General features: G+C 55.9%; 13 protein-coding genes and 6 pseudogenes. 16 read left to right on the top strand and 3 right to left on the bottom strand.

From position 1 onward, the window contains the following. Positions 1–23: 23 nt before the first annotated feature. The 13 genes and pseudogenes from B4967_RS20545 (at position 24) to B4967_RS19820 (ending at position 13,963) form a co-directional block, all read left to right on the top strand. Positions 24–1,729 (top strand): annotated as a pseudogene (locus B4967_RS20545) (methyl-accepting chemotaxis protein). Positions 1,730–1,782: 53 nt separating this feature from the next. Beyond that, positions 1,783–2,172, top strand: coding sequence for a chemotaxis response regulator CheY (gene cheY, locus B4967_RS15790; RefSeq protein ID WP_044629557.1), 390 nt, complete (start codon positions 1,783–1,785; stop codon positions 2,170–2,172). 42 nt (positions 2,173–2,214) lie between these two features. Next, positions 2,215–2,910 carry a protein phosphatase CheZ gene (gene cheZ, locus B4967_RS15785; RefSeq protein ID WP_083026255.1) on the top strand — a complete coding sequence of 232 codons (696 nt, stop codon included), beginning with the start codon at positions 2,215–2,217 and terminating at the stop codon, positions 2,908–2,910. A 133-nt stretch (positions 2,911–3,043) separates the two neighbouring features. Next, positions 3,044–4,211, top strand: a pseudogene (gene flhB / locus B4967_RS15780) (flagellar biosynthesis protein FlhB). Continuing rightward, complete coding sequence (gene flhA, locus B4967_RS15775) at positions 4,208–6,289, top strand: flagellar biosynthesis protein FlhA (RefSeq protein WP_083026253.1); 2,082 nt, start codon at positions 4,208–4,210, stop codon at positions 6,287–6,289. Before flhB ends, flhA begins: the two are co-directional and overlap by 4 nt. Positions 6,290–6,383: 94 nt before the next feature. Next, positions 6,384–8,530: pseudogene (gene flhF / locus B4967_RS15770) on the top strand (flagellar biosynthesis protein FlhF). After that, a complete protein-coding gene (locus tag B4967_RS15765; RefSeq protein ID WP_243470642.1) occupies positions 8,527–9,036 on the top strand; it encodes a hypothetical protein in 510 nt (169 codons plus the stop codon). Before flhF ends, B4967_RS15765 begins: the two are co-directional and overlap by 4 nt. A gap of 130 nt (positions 9,037–9,166) precedes the next feature. Further along, entirely contained in the window at positions 9,167–9,718 is a 552-nt protein-coding gene (locus B4967_RS15760) for a flagellar protein FlhE (protein ID WP_340638794.1), read from the top strand. After that, positions 9,676–10,376, top strand: a pseudogene (locus tag B4967_RS15755) (RNA polymerase sigma factor FliA). The gene B4967_RS15760 and the pseudogene B4967_RS15755 overlap by 43 nt, the downstream one beginning before the upstream one ends. A 39-nt stretch (positions 10,377–10,415) precedes the next feature. Next, on the top strand, positions 10,416–11,294 hold the full coding sequence (locus B4967_RS15750; protein WP_083026251.1) for a motility protein A: 879 nt from the start codon (positions 10,416–10,418) through the stop codon (positions 11,292–11,294). Beyond that, positions 11,236–11,908, top strand: a pseudogene (locus B4967_RS15745) (OmpA/MotB family protein). Before B4967_RS15750 ends, B4967_RS15745 begins: the two are co-directional and overlap by 59 nt. Before the next feature lie 23 nt (positions 11,909–11,931). Continuing rightward, positions 11,932–12,408 carry a hypothetical protein gene (locus B4967_RS19825; protein WP_243470641.1) on the top strand — a complete coding sequence of 159 codons (477 nt, stop codon included), beginning with the start codon at positions 11,932–11,934 and terminating at the stop codon, positions 12,406–12,408. Between the two features lie 256 nt (positions 12,409–12,664). Further along, positions 12,665–13,963 (top strand): sensor domain-containing diguanylate cyclase, encoded by a 1,299-nt coding sequence (locus B4967_RS19820; protein WP_243470640.1) that lies wholly within the window; start codon positions 12,665–12,667, stop codon positions 13,961–13,963. Here B4967_RS19820 and B4967_RS15735 read toward each other — a convergent pair. After that, positions 13,935–14,525, bottom strand: coding sequence for a hypothetical protein (locus B4967_RS15735; RefSeq protein ID WP_139794524.1), 591 nt, complete (start codon positions 14,523–14,525; stop codon positions 13,935–13,937). The genes B4967_RS19820 and B4967_RS15735 overlap by 29 nt on opposite strands. Positions 14,526–14,718: 193 nt before the next feature. Here B4967_RS15735 and B4967_RS15730 point away from each other — a divergent pair. Together B4967_RS15730 and B4967_RS15725 are read left to right on the top strand one after the other, a co-directional pair. Further along, a pseudogene (locus B4967_RS15730) lies at positions 14,719–16,826 on the top strand (adenosylcobalamin-dependent ribonucleoside-diphosphate reductase). A gap of 58 nt (positions 16,827–16,884) precedes the next feature. Further along, the gene (locus B4967_RS15725) at positions 16,885–17,640 is read left to right on the top strand and encodes a ribonucleoside-diphosphate reductase (RefSeq protein ID WP_083026248.1); all 756 of its coding nucleotides are present in this window, start codon (positions 16,885–16,887) and stop codon (positions 17,638–17,640) included. Positions 17,641–17,700: 60 nt separating this feature from the next. On the opposite strand, the gene B4967_RS15720 is transcribed toward B4967_RS15725, so the two are convergent. Continuing rightward, the gene (locus B4967_RS15720; protein WP_083026246.1) at positions 17,701–18,438 is read right to left on the bottom strand and encodes a Crp/Fnr family transcriptional regulator; all 738 of its coding nucleotides are present in this window, start codon (positions 18,436–18,438) and stop codon (positions 17,701–17,703) included. A gap of 122 nt (positions 18,439–18,560) precedes the next feature. Continuing rightward, entirely contained in the window at positions 18,561–21,410 is a 2,850-nt protein-coding gene (gene uvrA, locus B4967_RS15715) for an excinuclease ABC subunit UvrA (protein ID WP_083026243.1), read from the bottom strand. Between the two features lie 170 nt (positions 21,411–21,580). Here uvrA and B4967_RS15710 point away from each other — a divergent pair, with 170 nt between their 5' ends. Beyond that, on the top strand, positions 21,581–22,960 hold the full coding sequence (locus B4967_RS15710) for an MFS transporter (RefSeq protein ID WP_243470639.1): 1,380 nt from the start codon (positions 21,581–21,583) through the stop codon (positions 22,958–22,960). Positions 22,961–22,968: the final 8 nt, after the last annotated feature.

The raw sequence follows: 22,968 nt of genomic DNA, 5'->3' as shown, positions 1-22,968 counted from the left end.
CATTAATAAGGGAAGCCATAACAATGACGCGTTTACTGCGCAATTTAAGTATTCATTCGACCGTGGTAACGGCGCTAACCTGCCTCGTCACGCTGATGTTGGTTGTGGCTGGGCTTGGCGTCGTGGCTGACCGTAATGCTCAGAGTAACTTAGCGACGCTGAATCTTATTGGAAATGAACAGCTTAACGAGCTGAACCGCGCCGATTCTCTGCTCAACCAAGCCATGCTAGCCATGGAGACTGCCTCTAATTTACTGATGGTGGGGCAGACTCGCCAATCTAATGAGCAGGTAGAGATGGCGGCAAATCGTATCGAACGGGCCGAGCGTCGCTTTGAGAAGTATCTGGCCGCGCCGCGTACAGCACAGGGTGAAGTTTTGGGAAGCGCTGTCGATGAAAACTTCCGCGCTGTGCTTGATCTGGTAAAGCAGCAACACGCTAGCTTTGAGTTCATGGATATCAATACGTTTAACCAGCTACGAGGCGAACTGGCCGAGCCACTAAGCGCACTCTCCGAAAGTGTTAATACCTTCGTCGATTATATGGTTTTGGTCGTGTTGATACAATCCGTGTGGATGCTGAGTCTCAGGGAGAGCTGTTTACCTTAATCAACGCGCTAGCGGTAGGCCTTGCGCTGATAGTGACGCTGGCCATTTATATCGGTTTACGCCGCACAGTCATTGCGCCACTTAACAATGCCGTTCAGCGGCTTGATCGCATTGCCGAGGCAGACTTAACGCAGCCGCTGCCAGAGGCCGGTAAAAACGAAATTGGCCGTTTATTTTCGGCTATGGCCACCATGCAGCAAAACCTTAGCGCAACGGTGGCACGCGTGCGCGAGGGGAGTCGAGAGATTCACCACGGCACCCGAGAAATCGCCAGCGGCAATGCTGATCTTTCATCGCGTACTGAGCAGCAGGCAGCGTCCATTGAGCAAACGGCGGCCAGTATGGAGCAGATGACAGCCACCGTGAAACAGAATGCTGACAACGCTCGACAGGCCAGTACGCTAGCCGCTGATGCTTCCACCACAGCAGAGCAGGGTGGTCAAGTCGTTGAACAAGTGGTGCAAACCATGCACGGTATCTCCACCAGCTCTCAAAAAGTGGCAGATATCACTAATGTGATCGATTCCATCGCGTTTCAGACCAATATTCTGGCACTGAATGCTTCGGTTGAGGCAGCGCGGGCTGGCGAGCAAGGGCGCGGGTTTGCGGTGGTGGCCGGGGAAGTGCGTAACCTCGCTAGCCGCAGTGCGGATGCGGCAAAAGAGATTAAAACGCTGATTGAGGCGTCTGTTAGTCAGATCAACCAGGGTTCATCTCTGGTAGAAAAGGCGGGCCAGACAATGACGGAAGTCGTCACCGCGGTGCGCCGGGTTACAGATATCATGGATGAGATTTCAGCGGCGTCCCAAGAGCAGAGCGACGGTATTGAGCAGGTGAGTCAGGCAGTGGGGCAAATGGACCAGGTGACTCAGCAAAATGCCGCGTTAGTCCAGCAGGCAACCGCAGCGGCCGCTTCACTAGAAGAGCAAGCAAATCGCTTAGAAGAGGCGGTCGCGGTCTTTCAGGTGCTAAGTGCTCAGCAGGCATCACATGCGTTACCTACGCGTGTATCAGCATCGCACACGTCGGTTCCTAAGGCGTCTGCTGCTCAGTCAACGGCTTTACCGCCGAATCGTCGAGCAACTGCCCAGCAGCACCACGAAGAGTGGGAAGAATTTTAACCCTGACTGAATTCCCAGTCACCCTATAGATGTCGTTATTGAGAGGATGACCAATGGCTGATAAGAACATGAGTTTCTTGGTAGTAGACGATTTTCCCACTATGCGCCGGATCGTACGTAGCCTGCTGAAAGAGCTGGGCTTCACTAATGTTGAAGAAGCCGAAGATGGTCAAGATGCGCTTAATAAATTGCGCGCGGGCAATTTTGAGTTTGTGGTTTCCGACTGGAACATGCCCAACCTAGATGGCCTGGAAATGCTGAAAGAGATTCGCCAGGACAATGCGCTAAAAGACTTGCCAGTACTGATGGTAACGGCCGAAGCAAAGAAAGAGAATATTATTGCTGCCGCACAAGCGGGTGCCAATGGTTATGTCGTCAAACCGTTCACTGCCGCGACCCTAGAAGAGAAGCTGAATAAAATCTTCGAGAAAATGGGTAAATGACGCGGCTGAGCCAAGGCGCTCGGTTAACGAGGAGACAACACAATGAGTCAGAATGAGCAGGGTGGTTCTGCCCAACTGTCTGAAGAAGCCGCAGAAGACCTTATCTTTCGTATTGGTAAGCTTACCCGCATGCTGCGTGACAATATGCGCGAGTTGGGCTTAGACAAAGAGATTGAAAAGGCCGCTGAAGCGATCCCCGACGCCCGTGACCGGCTGGACTACGTGGCGACGATGACCGAGCAGGCTGCAGACAGGGCGTTGAACGCCATTGATCGTGCGCAGCCGCTGCAAGATCAGCTCTCTGAGCGTGCGGAAGCACTCGACAAGCGTTGGGCCGAGTGGTTCGAAGCACCAAAAGAGCTAGACGACGCAAAGGTGTTGGTAAAAGAGACGCGCACCTACCTGAGCGACGTGCCAGAAATTACCTCAGCGACCAATAAGGAGCTGATGGACATTATGATGGCACAGGATTTCCAGGATCTTACCGGTCAAGTCATCAAGAAAATGATGGATGTGATCCGTGAGATCGAGCATCAGCTGGTACAGGTACTCATCGACAATGTTCCCGGTGTTGAAGCTCGTGAAACGATGCAGCGCAAGGCCGAAGATCAGTGGAAAAATGAGAAAGCTCGCCGCAATGAAGATCTTCTTAATGGGCCGCAGGTGAAAGAGAACGCCCCTGATATCGTTACCGGCCAGGATCAGGTAGACGACTTATTGGACGAATTAGGCTTTTAATGCTGGGTTATTAGCTCATTGTAAGCCGCTGCATCTGGCAAAATAGGTAGACTGTTCAGCCGTCCTTTAGGGCGGCTGAGTTTATGGTATGCCTTATTTTGGTCAACTGGCCACTCGTCAGCCGGATAACAGCATGGCAGATAACGACAGCGATCAGGAAAAAACCGAAGAGGCCACGCCCAGGCGATTAGATAAAGCCCGCGAAGAGGGTCAGGTGCCTCGATCCCGCGAACTAACTACCTTCATGATGCTGCTGGGTGGGGTGATGGGGTTGTGGGGTATGGGGCAAATGCTCTATGACCAGCTTGGGATGGTGATGGAGCAGGCGTTTTTATTTGAGCGCCGCCATGCCATGGAAAGCACGCCTATGTTGGTGAATGCGCTGGATCTTGGCCAGCGAACCCTCATCGCTATGCTTCCCTTATTTTTACTGCTCACGGTGATTGCACTGGTTGCACCGGCACTGCTAGGTGGCTGGTTAATCTCTTCAAAATCGTTGCAGCCTAAATTTTCAAAATTAAACCCAGTGAAAGGGTTAAAAAGGATATTTTCTGTTCAGGCCCTTGCTGAGCTGGCTAAGGCGATTGCTAAGTCCATCTTGGTGGGCGGTGTGGCAGCTGGCTTTTTATATTTTAATATTGGCAAATTTATGGGGCTAATGGACCAGCCCGTGCAGCAGGGACTGGTCAGTGCGCTGAATATGGCAGCGCTGGGGGCGGGCCTCATCGTCCTGTCACTGATCGTGGTTATTCTCATTGATGTCCCATTTCAGCTGTGGAATAACGACAAACAGCTGCGTATGACCAAAGAAGAGGTGAAGCAAGAGCATAAAGACTCTGAGGGCGACCCCCATGTGAAGGGCCGTATTCGCCAGCAGCAGCAGGCCATGGCCCGCGGGCGCATGATGAGCAAAGTACCTGAAGCTGATGTTCATTATTACCAACCCAACCCACTATGCAGTGGCGCTGGTTTACCAGGAGGGGCGTATGGGGGCTCCTCGGTTGGTGGCCAAAGGGGCCGATGCTGTTGCCGCTCGAATCCGTGAGATTGGCGAGGAAGCAGGTGTTCCGCGCTTGGAGGCAGCACCTCTGGCGCGCGCCCTGTATCCTCATGTCGACTTAGAAGCTGAAGTGCCCGCCGAACTGTACACTGCCGTGGCCGAAGTGATGGCCTGGGCCTACCGCCTGAAACATGTTGCACAACAAGGAGGCGAGGTGCCCCCCACACCCGATAATTTACCGGTACCCCCGGAAATGGATAGTCCCGGCCGTCGTGCCGATGGCAATGAGGCGCAACCATGAAAGGCTTAAGCCAGTTGATCAATCAGCGTAACTGGATGAACGATGTGAGCATGAAGCTGCTCGCCGGTCCGCTGCTGATTTTAATGATTCTGGGCATGATGATTCTGCCCCTTCCGCCGTTCGCGCTGGATCTGCTGTTCACTTTTAATATTGCGCTATCGATCATGGTGCTGCTGGTCAGTATGTTTGCCGAGAAACCGCTGGATTTTGCCGCGTTTCCGGCCGTTCTACTGTTTACCACACTGCTGCGACTCTCCCTTAACGTGGCTTCGACTCGTGTGGTATTGATGGAAGGCCATGAAGGGGGAGATGCGGCCGGCAAGGTCATTGAGGCCTTTGGTACGTTCCTGGTAGGTGGTAACTTTGCGGTAGGCTTGGTGGTCTTCTTAATCCTGGTCATCATCAACTTCATGGTGATCACCAAGGGTGCCGGCCGTATTGCCGAAGTGGGCGCTCGCTTCGTGCTTGATGCCATGCCCGGTAAACAGATGGCAATTGATGCCGACTTGAATGCCGGCCTGATTGGCGAAGATGATGCGAAAAAGCGCCGCGCCGAAGTTGCTCAAGAAGCTGACTTTTATGGCTCAATGGACGGTGCCAGTAAGTTCGTCCGTGGTGATGCCGTGGCAGGCTTGGTCATCATGGTAGTCAATATCATTGGCGGCCTGCTGATTGGCATGATGCAGCACGATCTGGGATTTGCCGATGCTGCCCGCACTTATACGCTGCTAACGATTGGTGATGGCTTGGTTGCCCAGATTCCGGCGCTGGTGATCTCCACGGCGGCAGGTGTGACTGTTTCACGCGTCAACACCGAGCAGGATGTTGGTCAGCAGATGATCAGCCAACTGTTTGTGAACCCCCAAGTAATGATCTTGGCGGCCATGGTAATGGGCCTGTTAGGCCTAGTACCTGGTATGCCCAACTTCGTGTTCCTGCTGTTTACAGCGCTGCTGGGTGGTTTAGCCTGGTACCTGATCCGTCGAAAAGAGCAGACCTTGGTGAAGGAAGAAGTCTCCGCTGCACCGCCTCAAATACAGGAAACCCCTGAAGCCAGCTGGGAAGATGTTCAGCTGGTAGACACGCTTGGTTTAGAGGTGGGGCATCGCTTGATCCCCTTGGTGGATTCCCGGCAGAAGGGTGAACTGCTGGGCCGTATTAAAAGCGTACGCAAGAAGTTTGCCCAGGAAGTGGGCTTCCTGCCGCCCGTGGTGCACATTCGCGATAACTTAGAACTACCACCCAATACCTATGTGCTCTCCATGAAGGGAGCGGAAATTGGCCGCGCTGAGGCGCAGACCGGTAAATGGCTAGCCATTGATCCTGGTCAGGTCTCTGGGGAGCTTCAGGGTACACCGACCCAAGACCCTGCCTTTGGCTTGCCAGCAGTATGGATTGACGCTAACCAACGGGAGCATGCTCAGGTATACGGGTACACGGTCGTGGATGCTAGTACGGTCATCGCCACGCACCTTAACCATCTGCTGCACCGTCACTCGCCTGAAATGCTGGGCCGCCAGGAGGTTCAAAAGCTGCTGGACAAGTTGGGCGAAGATCAAAAATCGCTGGTCGAAGAAGTAGTGCCGAAGTCCATCACCCTCACCGTGCTGCAGCGCATTTTGCAGAACCTACTGGATGAGGATGTCTCGATTCGTGATATGCGTACCGTGCTGGACACCCTGGCAGAGTATGCGGGTCAGCAGAAAGATCCCAACGAGCTAACGGCTCTGGTGCGTATTGCGCTGGGCAGGGCCATTACCCAGCAGTGGTTCGCGGGCCAAGATACGCTGCATGTGATGGGGCTGGATGCGCAGTTAGAGCAAGTGTTGTTGCAAGCAATGAACGGCAATGGTGCGATGGAGCCAGGGCTGGCGGATACCTTGATGAATCAAGCGCAGCAAGCGCTAGAGAAACATGAAGGCAGTGGTGAAGCGCCTGTGCTGGTGGTTCAGCACTCGCTACGGGCCGTGTTGTCGCGCTTCCTGCGCCGCCGCATGCGCCACTTAGTGGTGATGTCTCAAGCGGAAATTCCCGACGACCGCACCCTGCGCGTTACTACGCTGGTGGGTGGCCGCTAATGGCCACACTTCGAACGGTAACAGCCTTTTACGTTTTGGCAACAGGTGAAACATGAGCGTTAGACGTTTTGTCGGAGCAAACAGCCGCGACGTAATGCGCCAAGTGCGCGAAGTGTTAGGTGATGATGCACTTATTGTCGCCAACCGTCGCACCGAAGGCGGCGTTGAAATTCTCGCCATGGCGGATGACGCCGTTGACCAGTTCGACCCGTCGCCGACGACGCCAGCGGAGGAGCCGAAGGCTAGCCCCGCGCCAGCGCCTGTCTTTTCACTGCCAAAGCAACCAGACCCCCTAGAGGCGATGAGTGAGCGTCTGCTTCGGGAAATGCAAGATATGCGCGAACTACTGGCCCGCCGCCAGCCGTTGCCAACGACTCAAAGCGGTGCAGACACCGCCTACGAGCACCTACGGCAGTTGATGGCCCGGGTTGGCTTCAGTGCAGAGCTGAGCGAAGAGGTGCTGGAAGCATTGCCAGATGAGTTGAGCGCGCTCGAGGCTACTAACGACGCGCCGCTTAACTGGCTGCGTGAGCAGTTAATGGCACGGCTTAACGTGCTGCAGCACGAAGAGAGCTTCTTTGATCAAACGGGCATCGTCGCATTGGTTGGCCCCACTGGAGTGGGTAAAACGACCACTACTGCGAAGCTTGCGGCACGCTTTGTGATGCGCCACGGCACTCGCCCAGTGGCGCTAGTGACCACCGATAGCTTCCGTATCGGCGCTCATGAGCAGCTGCGCATTTATGCACGGCTCTTGGATACGCCAATGTATGCCCTAGACGCTGAACAGCCGATTGATGAATTGGTTGGTCGGCTACAAGGCAAACAGTGGGTGATTATTGATACCGTGGGGATGAGCCAGCGGGATCAGCGGGTGATTGAACAGATCGCCCATTTACAGGGTGGAAAGTCCACCGTGCGTCTGGTGCTGTTGCTCAACGCCGCCAGTCAGCCGGAAACGCTAGAAGAAGTCGTATTGCGCTACCGCCAAGCGGCGAGAGCCGCAGGTGCCGAGTTAGACGACTGTATCATCACGAAGCAAGATGAAGCTGGGCGGCTTGCGCCGGTATTAGACATCGTCATGCGCCACGGTATGAGGGTGCTGTTTGGCTCCTATGGCCAGCAGGTGCCAGAAGATATGGCGGTCGCGACACCACCCGCGCTGATTGATCAAGCACTGTCGGCCAACGTTTCGAGGAGCGCGCGTGCTGAAACAGCCCCACTCAGCTTGCCACGCTGGTCGCGGGATGTGTTAGGGCAGGGGCGCAGGCTCTCCTCGGTGTTAACCCGCTTGCGTCAGCGTGTCGTCGATTTTCACCGCTTGGAAGCCGCCTGGGACATCGCAGCGCTGCCGGGGGTGATACAAGACCAGCGCCTAGATGAGCTGCTAGCCGGAGCCGCCGCCACTCGTGACGCGTTAGGGGTGGTTTGGTCGCCCCGCCGTAACGAGCGAGGTTGTGACTGGTCGATGCCAGATGTTGCTCTGAATGAGCAAGGTGCTTGGCTGGCGCTGACTCGCCTTCAGCACCGTCAGCCAGCGGGCTGGCAGCCACGTTTGGTGCGTTGTGCAGGAGATGTTGCGGTTCATCTTCTGCCTACCCTGCCAGACGCTGAGGCGCTGGCTTGGCTAAACGCTCAGCATCTGACGTGGGTCAGCATGGTGCCCGCGAGCCAGCGGGTACACTGCCAGGGCGAGCGCTATACTCTGCGCTCCCTGTTCCAAGAAAGCACCTTAACCCATAGCGTGGGCATCCGTTTCCGCGGGCAAAGCATGCAGCTTTCCAGCGCCTATGTTGAAGCGCAGGACGTATCAGGTAACCCCGTATTGGCGTGGGTCGGTGAGGTAAGCGACCCTGAAAGCACTAAGCGAATCGTGCGCGCTACTGGCTAACGCCTGCACGTTTGGGCAGCGATGTGTTAACGCTTTTAATCACCCAACTGCAGAGTGACGGACTGGCATCGCTCACCAAGCGTGCTTGGCAGCAGCTTAAAGAGGCCGACGGTGGTGATGTCAGCAGCGAGCTGCGCCTGCTGATGGCCAGCGGCGCGGCTGCAGTAGCCGGCCATCTAGATATCGTTGACGATGAGGACGCTCAGGCCCTGCGAGCCGATTTGCTGCGCTTGTTAGGAACCCAGCGCAAGCGGCGTGATACGGCACTGCTTGATGCATTAGTACACGTTCTGATGGCGCGCGATGCCATTCGTCAGCTAGGTAGCGTCAGTCGTGAGGGCGTGGTTTGAGTGGCCAGGATCAGGCGGCTGGCCTGCGCAAATGGGCCGATTTACAGCGCCAGCAGCGTGGTGCTGATGAAGTCGGCCATAACGTGGAAAGTGACGAGACAGTGCCTGCCGCTCCCGTTAACGAAGAGGAAGCCGCCGCGTATACCCAGGAGGCCATGGCACCTACGGTAGCTGCTGCTGCCGAGCCTGCCACCGTGGCGCCTCCAAGACCGAAAAAAACGCTAGTGGTAGTAGGCTTACCTCATGCTGGTGTAGCGCAGGTGGACAAAGTGCGAGGTCGGCTGGGGCAATGGTCGGCCCTGGGGCGGCAATGGGCAGGTGACCCACAGGATTGGGATATTCATATTGTCATGCCTAACAGCGCCTCGCTGACTGACTTAGCCGAGCGTTACTCACGCTGGGCGTTGTGGATCAACAGTGATGCTGACGCCTTTGCCACCAATGTACCGAGTGTTGCGCCAATTACGCGAGCATGGTGGTCCGCAGCGTCTTCTAGCGGTTCATGAACCCCACCTGCCGCGCCAGGGGTTGCTGGATAGTTTGGGCAATGATTCCGCTCGATATTTAGATATTGAGCTTCTGCTGCTGGCGCGCTAGCGGCGGGCCAGGGGGCATTTGTCGCTCCAGGGGAGAGTTATGCAGAGTTTGGGGGGGTGGGTAAGTAACGCTAAGCAGATGGCTATTGAGGCGTTGATAAAAACTGCAAAGTTGTTAACAGTAAGAAAAATGGGCTGTTTAGGACTAGTAGCGGGGTTATGGTTTTTCGCGTTGAATACGCAGGCCGCAACCGGTAGTTGGAGCAGCCAAGTGCCTAGTGTGATGGTAGCAATGAGCGACCGTACCAGCAGCAGCCAGGCGATAACCCCGCCAGCGGGCGTCCCGCTGCGTAATGCTGCGCTGTCGCGAATTCAATGGCGCTTTGAGTCACCGCCGGGAACGCCTGTGAACGCTTGGCTATGTCATCCTGAACGCTGTGTTGCACTATCAGGCATGCGCGGTAGCACGGCCGCTCTATCGGGAATGTTGGCGAGCGCACCGCTGTACTTTCGGTTTACGCTGCAGCCAGGGCAACGCCCTGTGCGAGTACAGGGGTTACAAGTGATCGTGAACTATCAGTCAAGGTTGTTAAGCCGCGAGGCACGAGGATGTATACAGCACAAGGCAGGATCAAACAGAGTGAGCTGTTAACTCAATACATGCCACTGGTGAGACGTCAGGCCTTAACGCTGCAGGTAAGGTTGCCCGCAAGTATTGAGCTGGATGATCTGATCCAGGCGGGTATGGTGGGCTTGGTAGAGGCGTTAGGGCGCTTTGATGCTGCCCAGGGAGCAACATTTGCTACCTTTGCAAGCCAGCGCATCCGTGGCGCGATGATGGACGAGCTGCGCACTCGTGACTGGCTGCCCCGCAGGTACGCCGCTCGGCACGGGCGGTAGATGATGCTGTGCGTCGTTTAGAGCAGCAGCTGGGGCCCCCCCGGAAGAGGGGGAGATTGCCCGTGAACTGGAGATGCCGGCTAAGTGATTACCAGCAACTGCTCAACGATACCAATAGCGGGCAATTATTGCCGTTCGAAGAGCTCATTGCGGATGGCAGCGAGCCTGCGGGGGACGACACTCACCGACAGCCGTTTGAACAATTATTGGATGAACAGCAGCGGCAAACGCTGATCGACGCCATTGAAGCACTTCCCGAGCGCGAGAAGCTGCTAATGGCGCTGTATTACCAAGAAGAGATGAATCTAAAAGAAGTGGGCGCTGTGCTCGGTGTCACCGAATCACGGGTTTCACAGCTTCACAGCCAGGCGGTGAGTCGGCTGCGTGCTCGCCTACATGAGACTAATTAACCCTCTCACTCACTAACCATAACCGGCGAGGAGCCGTTGATGAATCCATCTACGCTGATCGGTATATTTGCCAGCATGCTGCTGTTGGTAAGCGTTTTATTTTTTACCGCAGAGTCGCCCGAGAGCTTTATTAACTTACCGGGGCTTGCCATTGTGGTCACTGGCACGCTGGCGGCCACGTTTATCAGCTATCCGCTGAAAGAAGTGCTGCGTGTGGTGCGTCTGGTTGGTTTAGTTTTCCGCCGTGAAAACACCTATGTGCGAGATGACATCAATGAGTTGGTTTCCATGTCGCGCCTTTGGTTTAAGGGGGATGTTAGAGCGGTTGAGAAAGAACTGGAACATACCCGTAATCCGTTTTTGCGCACCGGTATCCAACTGGTCATTGCGAATACAAAAGAGGATGAAATCTTCGACATGCTGCGCTGGCGTATTGCGCGGCTGAAAGCCCGCGAGCATGCTGAAGCCCAAATTTTCCGCACCATGGCCACCTATGCACCGGCCTTCGGCATGATTGGTACTTTGGTAGGCTTGGTCAACATGCTCGAAGTGATGGATGCGGGTGACCTGGAAGTAATTGGGCCCCGGATGGCAGTGGCGCTGTTGACTACTTTCTATGGCATCCTGTTGGCCAATTTGGTGTTTAAACCGATTGCCGTGAAGCTAGAGCGGCGTACGGAAGAGCGTCTTATCACTATGAACATGGTGCTGGAAGGCATTTCGCTAATTACCAAGCGCCGTCTGCCATCGTTTATTGAAGAGACGCTTAACTCCTTCGTAGCGAATTACCACGACGAAATTCGTGACGCGAACGTTAAGCCTCGGCCCGATATGGGTTCCGCATTAAAAGGTTACCGCCATGCTCGACCGCGATTCACGGCATGCTTTGGAGCTTCCCGCCGAAGTGGGGGAGAGTGACGAGAGCTGGCTGACCAGTTACCTGGATGTATTGACGCTGCTGATTACCCTGTTTGTACTGCTGTTGGCGCTTACGCCATCCGGCGGTGGCGAAGGGAGTGAAAGCAGTATCATGGATCCCTCGAATGCCGTTACGTCACTGCCATTGGCTAGCTTAGCCACAGGAATACTTCCCCGCCACGATGGCTTACATCCCCAAATGGCAGGGCTTGATATCCCTGGAAGTGAGTGTCTCCCAGGGGCAAGAGGGCGTTACGCTACGTATTGACGATAGCCTTTTATTTCCCAGTGGCAACGATGTACTAACGCCCCAGGGGCAAGTTGTGTTAGAACGGCTCTCTTCGGTGCTACAGACTTTTGATGGTCAAATTTCCATTGAGGGCCACACCGATAATGTGCCGATCGCGACCGCTCGGTTTCCGTCTAACTGGGAGCTCTCAGTGGGACGAGCCATCGCAGTGGTACGCCAGTTAGAGCGGCAAGGTATTGCCATTTCACGTATGCGGGCCGTCGGCTATGCCGACACCCAACCCATGGAAAGTAACGCTACTGCGGCAGGGCGAGCTGCCAACCGACGCGCTGAGTTGTTGCTGAAGCAACAGGTCAAGGGGTAAAGAGATATCTCGAGGCTATCTTCGTGTCGAAGCATCATTCGCTACTTCAATCATTTGGTGCCGTTCTGGTACTGGATGAAGAGTGTAGACACATTCAGGCGGTGAGTAATAATCTCACCCAGCTGTTGGGCATTGCTGAGCAAGAGCACTCGCAACTCTCGCTCAGCAGTGTGCTGGGTAAACGGCTAAGTCAGCGGTTATGCAAGGAGCTGCAGGGACAGCAGCGACTAGCGGGGCCACTGGCATTTAGTCGTGCCCAGCGCGCTACCCGCTTTCAACTGCACGCTTACCGCACCGAGAGTAGCGTGATAGTGGAGATTGAGCCGTTGAACCCACTCGGCAAACGCCGCTTGTTGGGCACCGTCAACGAGCGGCTAATGCGCCTAGCGGAAGCCACCCAACAAGAAGAGCTGTTGGATTATCTCGTAACGGCGGTGCAGCAGCTAACTGGGCATACCGTGTCTCCGTTTGCCATTTCGACACCGATTGGCATGGACTGATTGTCGCTGAAGCGCGGGGGGGGCATCTGCCTGCCCTTTTAGGACAACGTTTTCCGGCCAGTGATTTTCCCCTGACGCTGCGGCGCGCTTATGGAAGCCATCCGGTTCGGCTGATTGAAGATACTGATGCGCCAAGCGAACCACTTGTGCCAAAAGGCACAGGCGCAAACCTGCGTCACTGCTTTCTACGTGCGCCTGCCCCTGCCCGTCGCGCTACTTACGTCGTCTTGGCGTGCGGGGTGCGCTGAGTATGGCCATGCAGGGTGATGCCGGCTTATGGGGGCTGATGTTTTGCCACTCGGCCCCTCCCCATCCAGGAGCGCCGCCCGTACGTGACGCGGTGCGTACTCTGGTACAGATGGCCACCCAGCGGCTGCTGTTACTCCGAGCACGCCAAGAAGCTCGCTACCTGCAACGCGTTCAAGATAGCTTGGTACTGTCGGCCAATGCCCGTTTAGAGCCGCAAAGCCCACAGGAGATTACCCATCAGCAGGCTGCAACGTGGTGTTCGCTATTTCGTGCCCACGGCGTTGCGCTATCGCTGAAGGGCCGTGCTCATGCGAGTGGTACTACACCAGACTCACCTACCATTAGCCAGTTTGTTAAGCGTCTTGAAAAAGCACATCAACATAGTGGCCCCTGGTGTACGCGGGGGATTGCCGCTGAGCCGCTAACGTCATCGCTTTGTATGCCTGAGCAGTGCGGTATCCTGGCTGTACCACTTCCGATGAGCCCGGCGCAGCGAGGGTGGGTGATCTTCTTTCGCCCAGAACAGGTGGAAACACTCTATTGGGCGATGCAGCCAACCTCCGTACCCCAACCCCAGCCTGCGATTATGATGGCGCCTTCTGCTGCCTGGCGTGAAGAGGTAGTGGGAAAAAGCGAGGCGTGGCAGCGTGTTGAGCGACTTGCCGCTAAGGACTTAGGCGAAGATTTGACGCTGGCAATTTCCGCCTATGAAATCAGTACATTAAATATGCACCTGGAGCGGGCACGCATAGCGTTAGCCGATGCCAATCAGCGCTTAGAGCAACTGGCGCATTTTGACCCGCTCACCCAGGTATGGAACCGCTACCGTATTGAGCAGGCTATTGATGCTGAGCTGGTGGCCGCCAAACGCTATGGGGCTTCTTTTGCGCTACTGCTGTTTGATGTTGACCGTTTTAAACAAATTGATGATACCCACGGCCACCATGTAGGGGATGACGTGGTCGTGTCGCTGGCGCGTCTAGTCGAGGAGTCACTGCGTGGCTGCGACCATCTAGGCCGTTGGGGCGGTGAAGAGTTCGTGGTATTGGCTACCCACTCCGATATGGAAGCGGCGGTAGGGCTTGCCGAGCGCCTGCGTGGCTTGGTGGCCACCCTGCAGGTAGAGGGAGTTGATCAGCCAATTACCATTAGCATTGGTGTCGCTGTCTGGCAGCCAGGCGACAGCTGTAAAACGCTGATGGCCCGGGCCGATGCCGCTATGTATCAAGCCAAGCACAGCGGCCGTAATCGCGAAGAGGTTGCGGAAGAGCGTGCGCTTAACCCGGAGGAGCAGGTGCCTCTGTGAGAGAGGCGCCGCTACACAGCGACTGCATGCGTTGAATGGCATCGCCAGCACCTTCCAAACTAAAGGTCATGTACCACGGTTCCTGCTCACCCTGGTCAAATCCTAAAACCAGCTGCTCGCCCGACTGCATCTCAGCGATCAGCGTCTCCATATCGCTCAAATAAAAATGGGCATAAAAGCCGTCATCGCCCCGCTCGGTAATAAACTCCGCCATGGTATCGACAATCGGGTTGTCACCAATCCGCAGCCGAGTGGGTACCAGATTCACCGCTCGGCTCTCTCCCTGCTGCTGCGCTAGGGTGACGCGCATCTCCAGCCACGGTAAATCACAGACTTCTTGAGTAGCATTTATGCTTAGCGTGGCATCGGAGTAGCTGTGGGTCTCTACAGCACGAAAGTGGCGCTCTTCTCCTAGGGTCAGCGCCATGGATTGCCAGTGCCCATGGGTAGCCACTGATTCCACATTAAATGTAGCGGCCAATGAAAGGGGAGCTGTGACAAGCAGCATGGCGGTGACGGCGAAAGTTGATGTTTTCAGGAAGTTCATAGGTCGTATCGTCATCGAAAACCTTAAGCCTATAGCGTGTTGGGAATAAGCAAAAGGGTAAGGTGCTGATTTTTCTCTATCTAGTGTTGTTAACGTCAAAAAACGGCCCATATAGTAGAAAGTCGGGGCTATACTCCCCTACGATGCCACGTATAATCGGCCCGTTTTTTAGCGCTATCGCTACCCATCGTGAAGGAGTTTCGTGAACATGAGTACCGCAGCCAAGGCGATGAAGACATCCAGTGAAGTCCCTATGCAGGCTCCATCTAGGGAAATCTGGGATGCCAAATATCGGTTAAAAGATCGTCATGGCCAACCGGTGGATCAAGATGTCGCAGCGACCTTTGAGCGCGTGGCTCGTGCCCTAGCCGCCGTAGAAGGTGAAAAGGCCGATGAGTGGCTACCCAAATTTCGCTGGGCGCTGAAATGGTGCTATTCCCGCTGGGCGAATTCTCTCTAATGCGGGGGCCGAAGCCTACAAGCCCGCCGTCAGTCTGATTAATTGCACCGTTTCTCGCACTATTCGTGACTCCATGCGCGATATCCTCGACTCCGTGGTCGATGCGGGTATGACATTGAAGTCGGGCGCCGGTATTGGCTACGACTTCTCGACCCTGCGCCATAAAGGTGCCTTTGTGTTTGGCGCAGGAGCAGGCACCAATGGCCCGCTGGCGTTTATGGATATCTACGACAAGATGTGTTTTACCGTGGCGTCTGCCGGAGGCCGTCGCGGCGCTCAAATGGGCACCTTCGATGTGGGGCACCCGGACGTGCGTGAGTTCATCCAAGCCAAGCGCGAAGCAGGGCGGCTGCGTCAATTCAACTTGAGCCTACTCATCACCGATGAGTTTATGGAAGCGGTGAAGCACAACGCCGATTGGCCGCTGGCCTTCCCACTGCATCCTGGTGAGAAAGAGGATGTGAGTGCTGAAGAGGTGATTTACCGTGACTGGCCGGTAGTGGAAGAGGGCTACACGGTGGATGCCGAAGGGCGCGTGGCCTGCCGTGTTGTCGAGGTGATTAAAGCTCGTGAGTTGTGGGACACGATTATGTCCTCTACCTACGACTACGCCGAGCCGGGCTTTATACTGATTGATCAAGTGAATCGCATGAACAATAACTGGTTCTGCGAGGATATCCGCGCGACTAACCCCTGCGGCGAGCAGCCGCTGCCGCCGGAAGGCGCGTGCCTGTTAGGGTCTATCAACCTGACGAAGTTTGTGATCGAACCGTTTAGCGCCGAGCCGCGGTTTGATTGGGAGCGCTATCGAAAAGTCGTAGCGATTTTCACCCGTATGCTCGACAACGTGGTGGAAATTGCTGGCCTGCCGCTCCCCCAGCAACAGCGCGAAATTGAAGCTAAACGCCGTCACGGCATGGGCTTTTTGGGTCTTGGTTCGACCCTGACCATGCTGAAAATTCCCTACGGCTCCCAGGCGTCGCTGACGTTCACTGAAGAGGTCAGTCGTCATTTAGCGTTGGAAGGGTGGAAGCAGGCGCTGGAGCTTTCTAAAGAGAAGGGCATGGCGCCAGTGCTTGAAGAGGAGCACACCATTACGCCCAAGATGATGCGCGAGCGCCCTCAGCTCGCCAGCGACGGCTACGAGGTAGGTGACAAGGTGCCGGGGCGGATTCTGCACGCCCGCTACAGCCAATACATGGCCAAAGTGGCCGAGCTTGAGCCGGAACTGGTGGCACAGTTGGCCGAGCACGGTGCGCGGTTTACCCACCACAGCTCGATTGCCCCCACGGGTACCATCTCGCTCTCCATGGGCAACAACGCTTCCAATGGCATTGAGCCGTCGTTCTCCCATCGCTATTTCCGCAACATCATCCAGTCCGGTAAAAAGACCAAGGAGCAGGTGGAGGTAGTGTCGTTTGAACTAGCGGCCTACCGTCACTTTATGGCTGCCGATGCGGTAGAAAGCGATCTGCCGGACTACTTCATCCGCAGACTCTGTCACTCCCGAGCAGCACGTCGCCGTTCAAGCGGCAGCTCAGCAGTGGGTGGACTCGGCGATTTCCAAAACGGTCAATGTACCCACCGAGTTCCCCTTTGAGCAGTTCCAAGACCTCTATCTGCAGGCCTACGAGAGCCGTTTGAAAGGTTGCACTACCTTCCGCTTTAACCCGGAAGCCTTCCAAGGCGTGTTGGTGCGTGAGGATGACCTGAAAAACACCACCTATGTGTTTGAGCTGGAAAATGGTGAAACCCTTGAGCTAACCGGCGATGAGAAGGTGCTTTACGACGGTGAAGAGCATAACGCCGCTAACCTGTTTGATGCCTTGAAAGAGGGCACCTACGGCAAATGGTAATCGTAAGCGCAAGCAAGGCTTAGCTTGATGAGCTGTCTAAAGAACTGGGGAGAACGTTATGGCGGTTGAAATTACGTCGAAAATTGTCGGTTACCGTATTAAGCAACAAGGGCAGCCCGCGCCTGCTCCAGAGCTACCAGATGAAGACCCATTAACGGTCCGCATTCCATCGCGCCCGGAAGGCACACTGGAAGCAGTGTCTGAAAAAATCTCTTATGTGGGGGCTGAAGGGCGCAAGAAGGTCTACTTGCTGGTCTCGTTTATGCCAGTGGAAGGCGTGATTGGCGGCCAGCGTGTGGTGATTGAGCGTCCGGTGGAGTTCTTCTTTCCCTCGGGCCAGCTCTCCAGCGAGCACCAGTGGATTACTGCGACCATGCGCAGCCTGTCGCTTGCAGCGCGTGGGGGCTATGTCACTCAAGCCGTGGCAGACCTGCGCAAAGTCGCCTGGGACAAAGGCTTGGTACGCTGTGGCATGAATCGCTGGAACAAGCCTATGTTTCACGACTCGGAAGTGGCGGCGATTGCTTGGTCGATTCAGCGGATTCTCTATCGGCGCGGTTTTTTAGATCAGGAGGGCAACCAAGTGCCGGTGGAGACGTTGGTTGCACGCTATGCGCACCGCATGCAGCATGGACATGCTTGGCAGCCGGAGGAGCCCCCGGCGGCTGAAGACTCTGCCGTCGCATCGGCTTCTGGCGAAGCAAGCGGCGGCCCCGCTACGGTAGGTACGTGCCCTGAGTGTCGAGGTGATTTGATCATGATGGATGGCTGCCCGACCTGCTACGCCGGTTGCGGCTGGTCAAAATGCGGTTAATAGCACGCTGATGAAACTGCCGTGTGCTTGGCAAGGGCGCGGCGTTTTATTGTCGCAACCTCAGTCCTTAAATAGCGGCCTGACATTATCGGTAAGATAGCAGTCGTCAAACTCACCTTCCGTGGCCAGCGCCTCAAGGTTTGGAATCGAGACATGGTGGCGGTCGCGGAAGACCAAGCCATCTTCGCTCAGCGCGCTAAAGGTGCGGCTCACGTGTACCGGGCTTAAGCCTAAAATATCGGCGAGCTGCTCCTGAGAGAGCGGAAGACGAAACTGCCCGCCAATATCGTCGTTGGTTTGGCGCAAACGCAGGTACATCTCATGGAGAAAGTGTGCCATTTTCTGGCGTGCGCTGCGTCGGGCCAAGTTCACCAAACGCTCAGTGAGCAGCGCTTGTTGACGGCTGCCGATGGCAAACATGACCGACGTGAGCGGCAGTGACTGGCTAAATATATCCAGCATACGTTTATGGGGGAAATGGCACACCACGCCATCGGTAATCAGGCGCACGTTCTCAAGGCGTTGAGAAAAGGCAAATTCCCGCAGGCCAATGATATCGCCCGGGAGAAACACTTCGAGAATCTGCCGATCACCGTTTTCCAGATGACGGTAAGAGTAAGCCCAGCCGCTGCGCAGCGTGCAAAACTCGTTGGCTGGCGAGCCCATTTCCCACAGTAGTGCGCCTGACTTAATCTCAGTCGGGCTCTCCTCTAACGAGTTTAGCAACTGCTTCTCATCGTCCGTCAGCGTACAGTAGTGGCTAAAGTGGCGAATAATGCAGCTTTTGTCCTGATCCACAGCGTCCTTCTCCTAAACGGTATCAACCATTGTTAAACGGCATCGCTACATACTATAAGAAGTACCCGTTGGGCTTGCTTACTCTTTTGATGTTCCCGGCCCGGGTGCCGGGTAGCTAAGCGCTAGGAAGTGGATGATGCGCGTTTGGCCCGCTCCAGTAGTGGCGCCAGGAAGCGCCCGGTATGCGAAACGCTCTGCTTGGCAATCTGCTCGGGCGTGCCCTCAGCAATAATTTGCCCGCCGCCAGAGCCACCTTCCGGCCCAAGATCAATGAGCCAGTCGGCGGTTTTGATCCCATCCAAGTTGTGCTCAATCACGACAATCGTATTACCGTGATCGCGCAGTCGGTGGAGTACGGTCAGCAGCTGGCGAATATCTTCAAAATGTAGGCCTGTGGTAGGTTCATCCAAAATGTAGAGCGTTTTGCCGGTGTCGCGCTTAGCTAGCTCTCGGGCCAGTTTGACACGCTGTGCTTCACCGCCGGATAACGTGGTGGCGCTTTGCCCTAAGCGAATATACGAGAGCCCTACGTCCATTAGCGTTTGCAGGCGGCGGGCAATGGCGGGCACCGGGCTGAAGAATGCCAGCGCGTCTTCCACGGTCATTTCCAGCACTTCGTGGATGGTCTTGCCTTTATAGTGAATATCCAGCGTTTCGCGGTTGTAACGCTTACCTTTACATACATCGCAGGGTACGTAGATATCCGGCAGGAAGTGCATCTCTACCTTGATCATGCCCTCGCCCTGACACGCTTCACAGCGCCCGCCCTTAACGTTAAAGCTGAAGCGGCCCGGCTTATAGCCCCGCGAGCGCGCCTCTTGGGTACCCGCAAACAGCTCGCGAATGGGCGTGAAAATACCGGTGTACGTCGCAGGGTTAGAGCGCGGCGTACGGCCAATGGGGCTCTGGTCGATATCGATCACTTTATCGAGCTGATCAAGCCCTTCAACCTTCTCATAGGGCGCTGGGGTCAAGGTGGTGGCGCGGTTAAGCTCACGGGCGGCAATGGGCATCAGCGTGCCGTTAATCAGCGTTGATTTACCCGAGCCAGAAACCCCCGTCACGGCAATAAATAGCCCCAAAGGCAGGCTCAGCGTGACGTTTTGCAGGTTATTGCCTGTCGCGCCGCGCACGACCAACTGCTTTTCCGGATTGCCGGGAATACGGTAGGGCGGCACGGCGATTTCACGAGTGCCGGAAAGATCCTGACCGGTGGGCGAGTTGGGATTACCCATCACTTGCTGGGGCGTGCCTTGGGCGACGATTTCACCGCCATGAACACCGGCGCCGGGGCCGATATCCAGCACATGGTCCGCCGCGCGAATGGCGTCTTCGTCGTGTTCGACCACAATCACGGTATTGCCGTGGTCGCGAAGTCGCTCCAGGGTTTTCAACAAGCGGTCGTTGTCCCGCTGATGCAGGCCGATAGAGGGCTCGTCCAGAATGTACATGACGCCCACCAGCCCCGCGCCGATTTGGCTGGCTAGACGGATGCGCTGGGCCTCGCCACCGGAAAGAGTGTCGGCGCTGCGCTCAAGGTTCAGGTAATCCAGGCCCACATTGGCCAAGAACTCAAGGCGGGCATGGATCTCGTTGACGATCTTATCGGCAATTTCGCCTTTACGCCCCGGCAGGGCCAGCTCGGCAAAGTAGCGCCACGCCTCGCCAATGGGCAGGTGCACAATATCGGCAATGTTACGGTCATCCACATAAACGTGGCGCGACTCTTTGCGCAGCCGTGAGCCACTACAGGTAGTGCAGGGCTGAACCGCAATATATTTGGCGAGATCGTCGCGTACCATATTGGATTCGGTTTCCCGGTAGCGGCGCTGGATATTGGGCAGCACGCCTTCAAAGGCGTGTTCCCGAGTGACTTTGCGGCCGCGATCGCCTACGTAGACAAACGGAATTTGCTCGTTGCCGCTGCCGTTAAGAATAATCTCGCGCTCGTGGCGAGCCAGCTCCTGCCAGGGGGTTTCCAGCTCGAAGCGGTAGTGCTTGGCGAGTGTCTGCAACTGGGTGAAATAGTAAATGTTGCGCCGATCCCAGCCTTTAATGACGCCTTCTGCGAGGGAACGCTCTGGATGGCTAATCAGCTTATCTGGGTCAAAGTACTGCTGAACGCCGAGGCCATCACAGGTAGGGCAGGCGCCCGCAGGGTTGTTAAAAGAGAACATGCGCGGCTCAAGCTCTGAGAGCGAGTAGCCACATACCGGGCAGGCAAAGCGCGAGGAGAAGGCGAGGTCTTCCTGCTCGCCATCCATAAAGTGAATCATCGCCGTGCCGTCGGCCAGGTTTAGCGCGGTCTCAAACGATTCCGCTAAGCGCTGGGCGATATCGTCGCGCACTTTAAAGCGGTCCACTACCACGCTGATATCGTGCTTTTTGCGCTTATCCAGCGGCGCGATATCGTCTAACTCCAGCACCTGACCGTCGATTTTCACCCTGACAAAGCCCTGGGCGCGAAGTTCGGCGAGCAGTTGCAGGTGCTCACCCTTGCGGCCTTTTACCACAGGGGCCAGCAGCATTAGCTTGGTGTCCTCGGCGAGGTTCATCACTTGATCGACCATCTGCGAAATGGTCTGGGCTTCTAAGTCTTCACCGTGCTCTGGGCAACGGGGCGTGCCTGCGCGGGCAAACAGCAGACGCAGGTAGTCGTAAATTTCGGTGATAGTACCCACGGTTGAGCGCGGGTTGTGGGAGGTGGATTTCTGCTCAATAGAGATCGCAGGAGAGAGACCTTCGATGTGGTCCACATCGGGCTTCTCCATCATCGAGAGGAATTGGCGTGCATAGGTAGAGAGCGACTCCACGTAGCGACTCTGCCCCTCGGCATAGAGCGTGTCAAACGCCAGCGATGACTTACCGGAACCGGAAAGCCCGGTAATGACGATAAGCTTGTCGCGAGGCAGCTCCACATCGATCTGCTTGAGGTTGTGGGTGCGGGCACCCCTGACCAGAATGCTGTCCATCAACACCTCGAATCGCGTGGCAAAAGCGTAATTATACGATTGCTGTCCCCTTCCCGGCAAAACTGTCTCTGCCTGCGTCACCGCGCTTGGCGTTTCCAGCGTGATGACAAAGCGCTAGAATGGACGGTTATCTCAGGCCGTTCGGCCCATCCACCATACACAAGGGCATTATGCGCAAGGTTTCCGCACTGCTGCTGGTCGCTGAACGCCGTGCAATCAGCGGTTTGGCCGGTCTTTACGCGTCTCGTATGCTGGGACTGTTCATGGTTCTGCCGGTGCTCGCGCTTTATGCCGACACGTTGACAGGCGCTACGCCGTTACTGGTTGGCGTGGCGTTAGGCCTTTATGGCTTAACCCAGGCGACGCTGCAAATCCCGTTTGGTTTGCGCTCTGACCGCATTGGTCGTAAGCGTGTCATTGCGATGGGGCTGCTGATTTTTGCTTTTGGCAGCGTGGTAGCGGCCATGGCAGATAGCATTGGCGGGGTAATTTTAGGTCGCGGCCTTCAGGGGGGCGGTGCCGTGGCGGCCGCCATAATGGCTCTATTGCAGATCAAACCCCCGAGCAGGTACGCACGGCGGCCATGGCCACTATTGGCCTTTCGATCGGCGTATCGTTTGCCCATTTCCATGGTGCTTGGCCCTTGGTTAGCCTCCTGGGCGGGGCTCTCTGGGGTGTTTTGGTTTGCCGCGCTCCTAACATTGGTGGGACTGTTATTCCTTTGGCGCTGGGTGCCGCCTGCGCCGCGCCGGTTACGCCACCGTGACGTAGGGCTGGATCGGAAGCAGTTTAAAAGTGTGATTACCCGGCCGGATTTGTGGCGGCTTGATCTATCGATTTTTGCGCTGCATCTTGTCCTCATGGCAATCTTTGTGGCTATCCCCTTCCGCTTACTCAATGCGGGGGTAGCAGTGGAGTACCATGGATTAGCCTACCTAGGCATTATGGCACTCTCTTTTGTGGCGATGGTGCCGCTGGTGATCATAGCGGAAAAGCGCCAGCGTATGAGGCTGATGTGCCTATTGGCGATTGGAGCCATCGCTGCCAGCCTAGCCAGCCTAGGGTTGTCGCTTTCCCAGGGGCATTGGCTGTTTGTTTGGCTATTTGTTTTCTTTACCGGCTTTAATTTGCTGGAGGCAACGCTGCCTTCCATGCTTAGCAAGTTGGCCCCAGCGTGTGCTAAGGGCACCGCAATGGGGGTGTATTCCACCAGCCAGTTTCTCGGCGCTTTTTTAGGTGGCACGTTGGGCGGCTTGCTGGCGAATACCTGGGGGCTTAACGCAGTATTTATTGGTTGCGCGGTGCTAGCGCTGGCTTGGTGGGTAGCCATGTGGCGGATGCCTTCTCCTCCGCCGCTCTCCAGCGAAGTGGTGGCGTTACACGATACGCAGCCTGATGCGATCAACTTATTGATGGAGCATCTTGCCGACGTGGTTGGTGTGGAAGATGTGATGGTCGTGCCGGAGGAGCGCCTCATGTATTTGAAGGTAAACCGCAAAGAACTCGATCAAGCGGCGCTGGCAAAACTGATTCCACCGCCGCGACCCTAAAGAATTAG

Source organism: Vreelandella lionensis (assembly GCF_002087295.1).
Classification (GTDB): Bacteria; Pseudomonadota; Gammaproteobacteria; order Pseudomonadales; family Halomonadaceae; genus Vreelandella; species Vreelandella lionensis.
Note: the sequence above shows the minus strand (reverse complement) of the source record. Positions and strands in the feature narration are given on the sequence as shown.